We start from the raw sequence: 12786 nt of genomic DNA on the forward strand, positions 1-12786 counted from the left end.
TCTCATCACTTCTTGATTAGCTTAGCGTAAAAGAACCCATCACCTTCTTCGCCGCCCGGCAGATTCTGCTGTCCTGGCTGATCAGGTGTTCCCGTTTCGCTGAGCGCGGCATCGGGAGTGCGTTGCAAAAAGGTTTTGATCTGATCGCGGTTTTCTTCCGGCAGTACGGAACAGGTGGCGTAAACCAGCGTCCCGCCAGGCTTCAGGCGCGGCCAGACGGCATCAAGAATTTCCGCCTGTAATTGCGCCAGTTCCGCGATATCGCGATCGCGACGCAGCCATTTGATATCTGGATGACGGCGAATGACGCCGGTTGCGGAGCAGGGCGCATCCAGCAGAATACGGTCAAACTGCTGCTCGCCGCACCATTGGGCGGGATAACGTCCATCCCCTTGTTGAACTGTCGCTTTCATCCCAAGACGCTTTAGGTTGTCGTAAACGCGGGAGAGGCGTTGTTCATCAATATCAACCGCCAACACGTCTGCTTCGGGGGCCACTTCGAGAATATGCGTGGTTTTACCTCCGGGCGCGGCGCACAAGTCTAAAATGTGCTCACCGTTCTGAGGAGCGAGAAAAACCGCACATCCCTGCGCAGAGGCATCCTGGACAGTTACCCAACCCTCAGCAAAACCGGGTAAAGCATGTACCGGAGCTGGCGTTTCCAGACGTACAGCGTCGGGATAATCGGGATGGGGATATCCCTTCATGCCTGCGTCTTCAAGTAAGCCAAGCCAACCGTCGCGGGTGTGGTGTGTACGATTTACACGTAGCCACATCGGCGGACGCTGGTTATTCGCATCAATAATGTGTTGCCACTGTGTGGGGTAAGCATTTTGCAAACGCTTTACCAGCCAACCTGGATGTAAAAAGCGCGCATCGCTGGTCGCAAACTCATTAAGCAACGTTTCCTGCTGGCGCTGAAACTGGCGCAGGACGCCGTTAATTAACCCTTTCAACTGCGGACGTTTGATGGCGACCGCGCCTTCAACGGTTTCAGCCAGCGCCGCATGGGGAGGAACGCGGGTGTACAGCAACTGATAAAAGCCGACCATAATTAAGTAATGCACTGTACGCTGCTTGCCGGTCATTGGACGAGACATCAGCTTATTGATCAGCCATTCCAGCTGTGAAAGGGTGCGCAGGACGCCAAAGCACAGCTCCTGAAGTAGCGCTTTGTCTTTATCGGCGGCTTTTTGTTGCAGCGGCGGGAGCACATTACTTAATGATTGTCCCTGTTCGACGACCAGTTCAACGGCCTGTGCTGCCAGACTACGTAAATTGTTTTGTTTTTTCATATGTATAAAATAAAAATGCCCGGTAACACCGGGCTTATAAAGACGTGACCGTCAGGCAAGACGGTTACCAGGAATAAACCATTCCCGGCGTGAATTTAACAGATCCTGGGCGCTCATCGCTTTTTTGCCGGCAGGCTGAAGCGAAAGCAAATTTAATATCCCCTTGCCTGTTGCAACCTGAATGCCCTGTTTCGTCGCGGCCAGAATGGTTCCCGGCAGCGACTGCGTGGCGTCCTCAATGACGGACGCCTGCCAGACTTTTACCGGCTGGCCGTCGATTTCCAGCCAGCTCATTGGCCACGGATTAAAGGCGCGAATGCAACGCTCCAGCTGTGCTGCGGAGAGAGACCAGTCAATACGCGCTTCTTCTTTACTGAGCTTTTCCGCATGAGTGACCAGCGCTTCATTCTGCGCTTCAGGCGTCGCTGTGCCGTCCGCCAGTTGTTTTAGTGTGGTAATTAACCCCTGCGGGCCAAGTTCAGCCAACTTATTATACAGTGAGCCACTGGTATCTTCTGCGGTAATCGGGCACGCAAGTTTATACAGCATGTCGCCGGTATCCAGCCCTACATCCATCTGCATAATTGTGACGCCGGTTTCCGCATCGCCTGCCCAGAGTGAGCGCTGAATAGGCGCCGCGCCGCGCCAGCGTGGAAGCAGAGAACCGTGAACGTTGATACATCCGAGACGGGGCATATCCAGCACTGCCTTTGGGAGAATCAGACCATATGCTACGACAACCATGACGTCGGCATGTAAGTCAGCAACCAGATGCTGGTTTTCCTGAGGACGAAGCGACACGGGCTGGAAAACGGGCAGGCCTTTTTCTTCCGCCAGCACTTTTACCGGGCTGGGCATCAACTTTTTGCCGCGACCTGCTGGACGATCGGGTTGGGTAAATACGCCGACAACGTTATGTCCAGAAGTTAACAGCGCGTCGAGATGACGCGCTGCAAAGTCAGGTGTACCCGCAAAAATAATACGTAGTGAATCTGACACGTTGGTTCTTGTCCTTTAAGCCCGGGCGTTCAGGCGGTCGAGTTTTTCTACTTTCTGACGAATACGTTGTTGCTTCAGCGGCGACAAATAATCGATAAACAGTTTACCGACCAGATGATCCATCTCATGCTGAATGCAAATTGCCAGCAAACCATCCGCTTCAAGCTCAAACGGGTTGCCGTCGCGATCCAGCGCGCGGATTTTCACTTTCTCGGCGCGCGGCACTAAAGCGCGCTGTTCCGGAATCGACAGACAGCCTTCTTCTATACCCGTTTCGCCACTTTTCTCCAGCAATTCCGGGTTAATGAGTACCAGGCGCTCGTCGCGGTTTTCCGAAACGTCAATCACGATGATCCGCTGGTGGATATCGACCTGCGTTGCGGCCAGACCGATACCTTCTTCCGCGTACATCGTTTCGAACATATCATCGACGATACGCTGAATTTCTGCATTCACTTCTTCAACCGGCTTTGCGACTTTGCGAAGGCGCTCGTCCGGAATATGTAACACTTGCAAAACTGACATAATTATCCAGAGTTGTGTTCAGGAGTTGAAAAGATTATTACCTCTATTCTAGACAAATCCCCACCTGATTGACAGCATCAGTGACCAATCGCAAAGATTGTTCAGACTGCTTGTGGCAGGGGAGGGAAAGGATGGCCCGTACCGAAATTTGGTTACGTTTAATGTACGTCGGCGACCTTTATGGCGAGGCGATGTTGAACATGGCGAATTCGCTTATTCGCCAGCCTCAGATAAATCGCACGCACCTTCAGGAAGCTGGTCTTACCGCGCGGCAAGCTGAACGTTTTTTACAGCTTCCAGCAGGTGTGCTTGATGAGACATTACGCTGGCTTGAACTACCGCAGCACCATTTTCTGTGTGCGGATAGTGAAATTTATCCTCCTCAGCTGCGTGCTATTGACGATTATCCCGGCGCTATTTTTATTGACGGCGATCCTGCCTGTCTGCATACCTGCCAACTTGCCGTCGTAGGAAGCCGGAGCCACTCCTGGTATGGAGAACGCTGGGGACGTCTGCTTTGCGAAAGCCTTGCGAAAAGCGGTTTGACGATCACCAGTGGCCTTGCCCGGGGAATTGATGGCGTAGCACACAACGCCGCGGTGAGTATGGGGGGAAAAAGTGTAGCGGTGTTAGGGAATGGTTTGGCAAAGATTTATCCTCGCCGACATGCCGTGCTGGCTGAAAACTTGATTGCCACTGGCGGCGCAGTGGTCTCAGAATTTCCGCTTTCAACGCCTCCGCTACCGCAAAATTTTCCTCGCAGAAACCGCATTATCAGCGGACTGAGCAAAGGCGTGCTGGTGATTGAGGCGGCGTTGCGCAGCGGTTCGTTGGTGACGGCGCGCTGCGCGCTTGAACAGGGGCGGGACGTTTTTGCATTACCAGGTCCTATCGGTAGTCCGGGAAGCGAAGGCACGCACTGGTTAATTAAACAAGGGGCCACGCTTGTGACGACGCCGGAGGATATTCTGGAAAATTTGCAATACGGCTTACACTGGTTGCCAACTACGGCGGAAAATTCACTTTATTCACTAAATCAGGATGAGGCGGCATTGCCATTTCCTGAGCTCCTGGCTAACGTAGGAGATGAGGTAACACCTGTTGACGTCGTCGCTGAACGTGCCGGCCAACCTGTGCCAGCGGTAGTGGCTCAGCTACTCGAACTGGAGTTAGCAGGATGGATCGCAGCTGTACCCGGCGGCTATGTCCGATTAAGGAGGGCAAGCCATGTTCGACGTACTAATGTATTTGTTTGAAACATACATCCATAACGAAGCCGAGCTGCGCGTGGATCAGGACAGACTGGAGCGTGATCTCACCGACGCTGGGTTTGATCGCGAAGACATCTACAATGCGCTGCTGTGGCTGGAAAAACTCGCTGACTATCAGGATGGCCTCGCGGAACCCATGCAACTTGCTTCCGACCCTCTTTCAATGCGCATTTATACGGTTGAAGAGTGTGAAAGGCTTGATGCCAGTTGCCGGGGGTTCCTGTTATTCCTTGAGCAGATTCAGGTGCTAAACCTCGAAACACGAGAAATGGTGATTGAGCGTGTGCTGGCGCTGGATACCGCAGAGTTTGACCTGGAAGACTTGAAATGGGTTATTTTGATGGTGTTATTCAACATTCCGGGCTGTGAAAACGCCTATCAACAAATGGAAGAATTACTCTTTGAGGTAAATGAAGGTATGCTGCATTGATAGGTGTTAATGCTGCATGAGTGAATATGGCTAAATCAGCACTGTTTTCGGTGCGTAAAAATGAGCCCTGCCCGCAGTGCGGGGCCGAACTGGTAATTCGCTCCGGGAAACATGGTCCGTTTCTCGGCTGTTCTCGCTATCCGGAATGCGATTACGTTCGTCCGCTGAAAAGTCAGGCGGACGGACATATCGTTAAAATTCTGGAGGGGCAACTGTGTCCTGAGTGTGGCGCCGTACTGGTGCTGCGTCAGGGGCGCTTTGGCATGTTCATCGGATGCAGTCAGTATCCGCAATGTGAACATACAGTGGTTATTGATAAACCGGATGAAACGGCGATTGCCTGTCCAGCCTGCCAGCAAGGACATTTGGTCCAGCGCCGTTCTCGTTACGGTAAAATCTTTCATTCCTGCGATCGCTACCCGGAATGTCAGTTCGTCATTAACTTCACACCGGTTGCGGGGGAATGCCCCGAGTGCCATTATCCGCTACTCATCGAAAAGAAAACCGCGCAGGGCGTGAAGCGCTTTTGCGCCAGTAAACAATGTGGAAAGCCGGTTCCGGTGGAATAAACAAGTGAATAATAACCTGCCAACAGGATCTATCGCCGCGGCGGTAGATCTCCTGAATAAAGAAAATGTCATCGCTTATCCAACAGAAGCCGTTTTCGGCGTCGGCTGCGATCCCGATAGTGAAACAGCCGTTACGCGCCTGCTGGCGTTAAAACAACGGCCCGTCGATAAGGGACTCATTTTGATTGCCGCCAGCTTTGAGCAGTTAAAACCTTATATTGATGACAGCATACTTACCGCCGCACAGCGTAAAGCGGTATTTGATTGCTGGCCCGGGCCGGTAACGTTTGTTTTTCCTGCGCCCGCGACAACGCCGCGGTGGCTCACGGGACGTTTTGATTCCCTGGCCGTTCGTGTTACTAATCACCCGCTGGTGGTCGCGCTATGCAATGCGTATGGCAAACCGCTGGTTTCCACCAGCGCCAATCTGAGCGGATTACCGCCATGCCGTACCGTTGAAGAGGTGCGTGCGCAATTTGGTGATGATTTTCCGGTGGTTGAAGGCGCAACGGGTGGGCGTTTAAATCCTTCAGAAATTCGCGATGCTCTGACGGGCGAACTGTTTCGACAGGGGTAATATGATGGAAACCTATGCTGTTTTTGGAAATCCGATTGCGCACAGCAAATCGCCATTTATTCATCAGCAATTTGCTCAGCAGCTAGATATTGTTCACCCCTATGGTCGCGTGCTGGCCCCTATTAATAATTTCATTAATACGCTTGATGCCTTTTTCGCGGCAGGGGGAAAAGGCGCAAACATCACAGTACCTTTTAAAGAGGAGGCGTTTGCGCGATCGGATGAGTTAACGGAACGAGCATCGCTGGCGGGAGCAGTCAATACATTAAAACGGCTGGAAGATGGTCGTTTGCTTGGCGACAATACTGACGGTATCGGTTTATTAAGCGATCTCAAACGTTTAAATTTTATCCGCCCAGGATGGCGTATTTTGCTGATTGGCGCGGGCGGCGCATCCCGGGGCGTGCTGTTACCTCTGCTTTCTTTGGATTGCGCGGTCACTATCACCAACCGTACAGCTTCACGTGCCGAAGCGTTGGCGAAAATCTTTGCTCATACCGGCAGCATTCATGCCATGGATATGGACAAGCTGGATGGTTGTGAGTTTGACCTGATTATTAATGCGACCTCCAGCGGCATACGGGGCGAAATCCCGGCGATACCAGCGTCACTTATTCACCCTTCCCTCTGTTGCTATGACATGTTCTATCAAAAAGGGAATACGCCATTTCTCTCCTGGTGTGTACAACAGGGCGCAAAACGTTACGCAGATGGGCTGGGAATGCTGGTGGGGCAGGCTGCACATGCCGTTTTGCTTTGGCACGGTGTATTACCGCAGGTCGAGCCAGTAATTAAGCTGCTACAGCAGGAATTATTAGCGTGAACCAGGCCATACAATTTCCTGACCGCGAAGAATGGGATACTGCCGCCAGCGCTGTCATCTTTCCCGCCCTGGTTAATGGGATGCAACTCACGTGTGCAATAAAAAAAGATGTACTGGCGTATCGCTTTGGTGGAGAAACAGCGGAGCAATGGCTGGCCATTTTTCGTGAGTATCGCTGGGACCTGGAAGAAGAGGCTGAAGCATTAATCCTGGCCCAGCAGGAAGACGATCACGGTTGGATATGGTTATCCTGAGAAAGATAGTCGTCTTTCCATTTTACATAGTTATTGGCGGAGTACTGCAGGCCCGATCTCTCAGCATCGCTCAGGGGGCGGATCTGTTTTACCGGACTGCCAAGATATAAATAGCCGCTTTCCAGCCGTTTGTGCTGCGGCACCAGGCTTCCCGCGCCAATCATTACGTCATCTTCTACTATCGCGCCATCCAGCACAATGGAGCCCATACCGACCAGTACGCGTTTACCGATGGTACAGCCGTGCAGCATAACTTTATGGCCAACGGTAACATCTTCGCCAATGATTAATGGGTTGCCGTGTGGATTGGATGGAGACTTGTGGGTTACGTGAAGAACGCTGCCATCCTGAATGTTCGTACGAGCCCCTATCGCAACGTAATTCACATCGCCGCGAATTACCACAAGCGGCCAGATCCCGACATCATCCGCCAGACGGACATCGCCAATAACCACGCTGCTGGTATCGATCATCACGCGCTGACCGATTTCAGGAAAAAGATCCTTATAAGGACGTAATGTGTCAGACATGTCTACCTCATCATAAATGAATAGTCATGAAGACTTTGGTTGCTTTAACGGCGTTGTGCAAGGGGAGATAGCATCAAAAAATCGCCACTTTGCGCAGGAATGGAGCGAAAGGGATGAAAAATCAACAAACAGAAAAAAAGATCCAAAAAACGCTTGTGCAAAAAAATGGGATCCCTATAATGCGCCTCCATCGACACGGCGGATGTGAATCACTTCACACAAACAGCCGGTCGGTTGAAGAGAAAAATCCTGAAATTCAGGGTTGACTCTGAAAGAGGAAAGCGTAATATACGCCACCTCGCAACGGTGAGCGAAAGCCGCGTTGCACTGCTCTTTAACAATTTATCAGACAATCTGTGTGGGCACTCGAAGATACGGATTCTTGACGTCCTCGGACGAAAAATGAATACCAAGTCTCAAGAGTGAACACGTAATTCATTACGAAGTTTAATTCTTTGAGCATCAAACTTTTAAATTGAAGAGTTTGATCATGGCTCAGATTGAACGCTGGCGGCAGGCCTAACACATGCAAGTCGAACGGTAGCACAGAGAGCTTGCTCTCGGGTGACGAGTGGCGGACGGGTGAGTAATGTCTGGGAAACTGCCTGATGGAGGGGGATAACTACTGGAAACGGTGGCTAATACCGCATAACGTCGCAAGACCAAAGAGGGGGACCTTCGGGCCTCTTGCCATCAGATGTGCCCAGATGGGATTAGCTTGTTGGTGAGGTAACGGCTCACCAAGGCGACGATCCCTAGCTGGTCTGAGAGGATGACCAGCCACACTGGAACTGAGACACGGTCCAGACTCCTACGGGAGGCAGCAGTGGGGAATATTGCACAATGGGCGCAAGCCTGATGCAGCCATGCCGCGTGTATGAAGAAGGCCTTCGGGTTGTAAAGTACTTTCAGCGGGGAGGAAGGTGTTGTGGTTAATAACCGCAGCAATTGACGTTACCCGCAGAAGAAGCACCGGCTAACTCCGTGCCAGCAGCCGCGGTAATACGGAGGGTGCAAGCGTTAATCGGAATTACTGGGCGTAAAGCGCACGCAGGCGGTCTGTCAAGTCGGATGTGAAATCCCCGGGCTCAACCTGGGAACTGCATTCGAAACTGGCAGGCTTGAGTCTTGTAGAGGGGGGTAGAATTCCAGGTGTAGCGGTGAAATGCGTAGAGATCTGGAGGAATACCGGTGGCGAAGGCGGCCCCCTGGACAAAGACTGACGCTCAGGTGCGAAAGCGTGGGGAGCAAACAGGATTAGATACCCTGGTAGTCCACGCCGTAAACGATGTCTACTTGGAGGTTGTGCCCTTGAGGCGTGGCTTCCGGAGCTAACGCGTTAAGTAGACCGCCTGGGGAGTACGGCCGCAAGGTTAAAACTCAAATGAATTGACGGGGGCCCGCACAAGCGGTGGAGCATGTGGTTTAATTCGATGCAACGCGAAGAACCTTACCTGGTCTTGACATCCACAGAACTTTCCAGAGATGGATTGGTGCCTTCGGGAACTGTGAGACAGGTGCTGCATGGCTGTCGTCAGCTCGTGTTGTGAAATGTTGGGTTAAGTCCCGCAACGAGCGCAACCCTTATCCTTTGTTGCCAGCGATTAGGTCGGGAACTCAAAGGAGACTGCCAGTGATAAACTGGAGGAAGGTGGGGATGACGTCAAGTCATCATGGCCCTTACGACCAGGGCTACACACGTGCTACAATGGCGCATACAAAGAGAAGCGACCTCGCGAGAGCAAGCGGACCTCATAAAGTGCGTCGTAGTCCGGATTGGAGTCTGCAACTCGACTCCATGAAGTCGGAATCGCTAGTAATCGTGGATCAGAATGCCACGGTGAATACGTTCCCGGGCCTTGTACACACCGCCCGTCACACCATGGGAGTGGGTTGCAAAAGAAGTAGGTAGCTTAACCTTCGGGAGGGCGCTTACCACTTTGTGATTCATGACTGGGGTGAAGTCGTAACAAGGTAACCGTAGGGGAACCTGCGGTTGGATCACCTCCTTACCTTAAAGAACTGTTCTTTGCAGTGCTCACACAGATTGTCTGATAGAAAGTAAAAAGCAAGGCGTCTTGCGATTGAGACTTCAGTGTCCCCTTCGTCTAGAGGCCCAGGACACCGCCCTTTCACGGCGGTAACAGGGGTTCGAATCCCCTAGGGGACGCCACTTGCTGGTTTGTGAGTGAAAGTCACCTGCCTTAATATCTCAAAACTGACTTACGAGTCACGTTTGAGATATTTGCTCTTTAAAAATCTGGATCAAGCTGAAAATTGAAACACAGAACAACGAAAGTTGTTCGTGAGTCTCTCAAATTTTCGCAACACGATGATGAATCGAAAGAAACATCTTCGGGTTGTGAGGTTAAGCGACTAAGCGTACACGGTGGATGCCCTGGCAGTCAGAGGCGATGAAGGGCGTGCTAATCTGCGATAAGCGCCGGTAAGGTGATATGAACCGTTATAACCGGCGATACCCGAATGGGGAAACCCAGTGTGACTCGTCACACTATCATTAACTGAATCCATAGGTTAATGAGGCGAACCGGGGGAACTGAAACATCTAAGTACCCCGAGGAAAAGAAATCAACCGAGATTCCCCCAGTAGCGGCGAGCGAACGGGGAGGAGCCCAGAGCCTGAATCAGCATGTGTGTTAGTGGAAGCGTCTGGAAAGGCGCGCGATACAGGGTGACAGCCCCGTACACAAAAGCGCATGTGCTGTGAGCTCGATGAGTAGGGCGGGACACGTGGTATCCTGTCTGAATATGGGGGGACCATCCTCCAAGGCTAAATACTCCTGACTGACCGATAGTGAACCAGTACCGTGAGGGAAAGGCGAAAAGAACCCCGGCGAGGGGAGTGAAAAAGAACCTGAAACCGTGTACGTACAAGCAGTGGGAGCCCCACCACTAAGCCAGTGGTGAACTCCACATACGCATCCTTTGCTGAAGGCAATGGTTAACGGAGCGAAAGCGACGTTCAACCGCAAAAGAAGCAGAGGGGGCTTAGTGGTGGGGTGACTGCGTACCTTTTGTATAATGGGTCAGCGACTTATATTCTGTAGCAAGGTTAACCGCATAGGGGAGCCGTAGGGAAACCGAGTCTTAATTGGGCGTTAAGTTGCAGGGTATAGACCCGAAACCCGGTGATCTAGCCATGGGCAGGTTGAAGGTTGGGTAACACTAACTGGAGGACCGAACCGACTAATGTTGAAAAATTAGCGGATGACCTGTGGCTGGGGGTGAAAGGCCAATCAAACCGGGAGATAGCTGGTTCTCCCCGAAAGCTATTTAGGTAGCGCCTCGTGAATTCATCTCCGGGGGTAGAGCACTGTTTCGGCTAGGGGGCCATCCCGGCTTACCAACCCGATGCAAACTGCGAATACCGGAGAATGTTATCACGGGAGACACACGGCGGGTGCTAACGTCCGTCGTGAAGAGGGAAACAACCCAGACCGCCAGCTAAGGTCCCAAAGTCATGGTTAAGTGGGAAACGATGTGGGAAGGCCCAGACAGCCAGGATGTTGGCTTAGAAGCAGCCATCATTTAAAGAAAGCGTAATAGCTCACTGGTCGAGTCGGCCTGCGCGGAAGATGTAACGGGGCTAAACCATGCACCGAAGCTGCGGCAGCGACACTGTGTGTTGTTGGGTAGGGGAGCGTTCTGTAAGCCTGCGAAGGTGGCCTGTGAGGGTTGCTGGAGGTATCAGAAGTGCGAATGCTGACATAAGTAACGATAAAGCGGGTGAAAAGCCCGCTCGCCGGAAGACCAAGGGTTCCTGTCCAACGTTAATCGGGGCAGGGTGAGTCGACCCCTAAGGCGAGGCCGAAAGGCGTAGTCGATGGGAAACGGGTTAATATTCCCGTACTTGGTGTTACTGCGAAGGGGGGACGGAGAAGGCTATGTTGGCCGGGCGACGGTTGTCCCGGTTTAAGCGTGTAGGTGTGTGTTCCAGGTAAATCCGGTTCACTTTAACACTGAGGCGTGACGACGAGGCACTACGGTGCTGAAGCAACAAATGCCCTGCTTCCAGGAAAAGCCTCTAAGCATCAGGTAACATCAAATCGTACCCCAAACCGACACAGGTGGTCAGGTAGAGAATACCAAGGCGCTTGAGAGAACTCGGGTGAAGGAACTAGGCAAAATGGTGCCGTAACTTCGGGAGAAGGCACGCTGACATGTAGGTGAAGTGATTTACTCATGGAGCTGAAGTCAGTCGAAGATACCAGCTGGCTGCAACTGTTTATTAAAAACACAGCACTGTGCAAACACGAAAGTGGACGTATACGGTGTGACGCCTGCCCGGTGCCGGAAGGTTAATTGATGGGGTCAGCGCAAGCGAAGCTCCTGATCGAAGCCCCGGTAAACGGCGGCCGTAACTATAACGGTCCTAAGGTAGCGAAATTCCTTGTCGGGTAAGTTCCGACCTGCACGAATGGCGTAATGATGGCCAGGCTGTCTCCACCCGAGACTCAGTGAAATTGAACTCGCTGTGAAGATGCAGTGTACCCGCGGCAAGACGGAAAGACCCCGTGAACCTTTACTATAGCTTGACACTGAACATTGAGCCTTGATGTGTAGGATAGGTGGGAGGCTTTGAAGTGTGGACGCCAGTCTGCATGGAGCCGACCTTGAAATACCACCCTTTAATGTTTGATGTTCTAACGTGGACCCGTAATCCGGGTTGCGGACAGTGTCTGGTGGGTAGTTTGACTGGGGCGGTCTCCTCCTAAAGAGTAACGGAGGAGCACGAAGGTTGGCTAATCCTGGTCGGACATCAGGAGGTTAGTGCAATGGCATAAGCCAGCTTGACTGCGAGCGTGACGGCGCGAGCAGGTGCGAAAGCAGGTCATAGTGATCCGGTGGTTCTGAATGGAAGGGCCATCGCTCAACGGATAAAAGGTACTCCGGGGATAACAGGCTGATACCGCCCAAGAGTTCATATCGACGGCGGTGTTTGGCACCTCGATGTCGGCTCATCACATCCTGGGGCTGAAGTAGGTCCCAAGGGTATGGCTGTTCGCCATTTAAAGTGGTACGCGAGCTGGGTTTAGAACGTCGTGAGACAGTTCGGTCCCTATCTGCCGTGGGCGCTGGAGAACTGAGGGGGGCTGCTCCTAGTACGAGAGGACCGGAGTGGACGCATCACTGGTGTTCGGGTTGTCATGCCAATGGCACTGCCCGGTAGCTAAATGCGGAAGAGATAAGTGCTGAAAGCATCTAAGCACGAAACTTGCCCCGAGATGAGTTCTCCCTGAGACTTTAGGTCTCCTGAAGGAACGTTGAAGACGACGACGTTGATAGGCCGGGTGTGTAAGCGCAGCGATGCGTTGAGCTAACCGGTACTAATGAACCGTGAGGCTTAACCTTACAACGCCGAAGATGTTTTGGCGGATGAGAGACGATTTTCAGCACTGATTCAGAGTTGAGTACGCAATAATTTGCGCAGCAGCAAGGCGGCAAGCGAAGGAAAGGAAGGAGCATACAGAAGTATGTGACTGAGTTTACGA

11 protein-coding genes, 1 tRNA gene and 2 rRNA genes are annotated in these 12786 nt (G+C 52.2%); 10 read left to right on the forward strand and 4 right to left on the reverse strand.

The features are described from left to right. Window positions 1–5: 5 nt before the first annotated feature. Genes rsmB through def form a run of 3 tightly spaced genes read right to left on the reverse strand, consistent with a single transcriptional unit; the run spans window position 6 to window position 2819 of the window. The gene (rsmB, locus tag QEN32_RS02215; protein ID WP_265322222.1) at window positions 6–1295 is read right to left on the reverse strand and encodes a 16S rRNA (cytosine(967)-C(5))-methyltransferase RsmB; all 1290 of its coding nucleotides are present in this window, start codon (window positions 1293–1295) and stop codon (window positions 6–8) included. A 51-nt stretch (window positions 1296–1346) separates the two neighbouring features. Further along, window positions 1347–2294: a methionyl-tRNA formyltransferase gene (gene fmt, locus QEN32_RS02220; RefSeq protein WP_001285165.1), complete on the reverse strand. Its 948-nt coding sequence runs from the start codon at window positions 2292–2294 to the stop codon at window positions 1347–1349. Between the two features lie 15 nt (window positions 2295–2309). Beyond that, the gene (gene def / locus QEN32_RS02225; protein ID WP_000114987.1) at window positions 2310–2819 is read right to left on the reverse strand and encodes a peptide deformylase; all 510 of its coding nucleotides are present in this window, start codon (window positions 2817–2819) and stop codon (window positions 2310–2312) included. Between the two features lie 131 nt (window positions 2820–2950). Between def and dprA the strand changes: the two genes are divergently transcribed. From dprA to QEN32_RS02255, 6 genes are read left to right on the forward strand one after another with little or no spacing between them, the layout of a single operon-like run. Further along, window positions 2951–4075 carry a DNA-protecting protein DprA gene (dprA, locus tag QEN32_RS02230; RefSeq protein WP_000124533.1) on the forward strand — a complete coding sequence of 375 codons (1125 nt, stop codon included), beginning with the start codon at window positions 2951–2953 and terminating at the stop codon, window positions 4073–4075. After that, entirely contained in the window at window positions 4047–4520 is a 474-nt protein-coding gene (gene smg / locus QEN32_RS02235; RefSeq protein WP_000460663.1) for a DUF494 family protein Smg, read from the forward strand. The genes dprA and smg overlap by 29 nt, the downstream gene beginning before the upstream one ends. A 26-nt stretch (window positions 4521–4546) precedes the next feature. Further along, on the forward strand, window positions 4547–5089 hold the full coding sequence (locus QEN32_RS02240) for a type I DNA topoisomerase (protein ID WP_001129708.1): 543 nt from the start codon (window positions 4547–4549) through the stop codon (window positions 5087–5089). A gap of 4 nt (window positions 5090–5093) precedes the next feature. Beyond that, window positions 5094–5666, forward strand: a complete 573-nt coding sequence (tsaC, locus tag QEN32_RS02245) for an L-threonylcarbamoyladenylate synthase type 1 TsaC (protein ID WP_001063613.1) — start codon at window positions 5094–5096, stop codon at window positions 5664–5666. 4 nt (window positions 5667–5670) lie between these two features. Then, window positions 5671–6489 carry a shikimate dehydrogenase gene (gene aroE, locus QEN32_RS02250; protein WP_023994025.1) on the forward strand — a complete coding sequence of 273 codons (819 nt, stop codon included), beginning with the start codon at window positions 5671–5673 and terminating at the stop codon, window positions 6487–6489. After that, window positions 6486–6743, forward strand: coding sequence for a DUF1488 domain-containing protein (locus QEN32_RS02255; protein ID WP_001070575.1), 258 nt, complete (start codon window positions 6486–6488; stop codon window positions 6741–6743). The genes aroE and QEN32_RS02255 overlap by 4 nt, the downstream gene beginning before the upstream one ends. Here QEN32_RS02255 and QEN32_RS02260 read toward each other — a convergent pair. Next, a complete protein-coding gene (locus tag QEN32_RS02260; protein ID WP_020899306.1) occupies window positions 6719–7273 on the reverse strand; it encodes a gamma carbonic anhydrase family protein in 555 nt (184 codons plus the stop codon). The two genes, QEN32_RS02255 and QEN32_RS02260, sit on opposite strands and share 25 nt — an antisense overlap. A 113-nt stretch (window positions 7274–7386) precedes the next feature. Here QEN32_RS02260 and QEN32_RS02265 point away from each other — a divergent pair, with 113 nt between their 5' ends. The 4 genes from QEN32_RS02265 to QEN32_RS02280 all read left to right on the forward strand — a co-directional run bounded on the left by QEN32_RS02265 (window position 7387) and on the right by QEN32_RS02280 (window position 12646). Next, complete coding sequence (locus QEN32_RS02265; RefSeq protein ID WP_000795911.1) at window positions 7387–7539, forward strand: hypothetical protein; 153 nt, start codon at window positions 7387–7389, stop codon at window positions 7537–7539. 206 nt (window positions 7540–7745) lie between these two features. Further along, window positions 7746–9285: ribosomal RNA gene (locus QEN32_RS02270) — 16S ribosomal RNA — on the forward strand. An 85-nt stretch (window positions 9286–9370) separates the two neighbouring features. Continuing rightward, window positions 9371–9446: transfer RNA gene (locus QEN32_RS02275), tRNA-Glu, on the forward strand. A gap of 193 nt (window positions 9447–9639) precedes the next feature. After that, a 23S ribosomal RNA gene (locus tag QEN32_RS02280) occupies window positions 9640–12646 on the forward strand. The 16S and 23S rRNA genes sit together here with 1 tRNA gene alongside, the layout of an rRNA operon. Window positions 12647–12786: the final 140 nt, after the last annotated feature.

Source organism: Salmonella sp. SA14318 (genome assembly GCF_029866905.1).
Lineage (GTDB): Bacteria > Pseudomonadota > Gammaproteobacteria > Enterobacterales > Enterobacteriaceae > Salmonella > Salmonella enterica.

Coding starts and splice junctions, on each gene's coding strand:
- QEN32_RS02240 (WP_001129708.1), top strand. CDS start 4,547: ATGGCTAAATCAGCACTGTTTTCGGTGCGTAAAAATGAGCCCTGCCCG.
- def (WP_000114987.1), bottom strand. CDS start 2,819: ATGTCAGTTTTGCAAGTGTTACATATTCCGGACGAGCGCCTTCGCAAA.
- QEN32_RS02265 (WP_000795911.1), top strand. CDS start 7,387: ATGAAAAATCAACAAACAGAAAAAAAGATCCAAAAAACGCTTGTGCAA.
- smg (WP_000460663.1), top strand. CDS start 4,047: ATGTTCGACGTACTAATGTATTTGTTTGAAACATACATCCATAACGAA.
- QEN32_RS02260 (WP_020899306.1), bottom strand. CDS start 7,273: ATGTCTGACACATTACGTCCTTATAAGGATCTTTTTCCTGAAATCGGT.
- dprA (WP_000124533.1), top strand. CDS start 2,951: ATGGCCCGTACCGAAATTTGGTTACGTTTAATGTACGTCGGCGACCTT.
- aroE (WP_023994025.1), top strand. CDS start 5,671: ATGGAAACCTATGCTGTTTTTGGAAATCCGATTGCGCACAGCAAATCG.
- rsmB (WP_265322222.1), bottom strand. CDS start 1,295: ATGAAAAAACAAAACAATTTACGTAGTCTGGCAGCACAGGCCGTTGAA.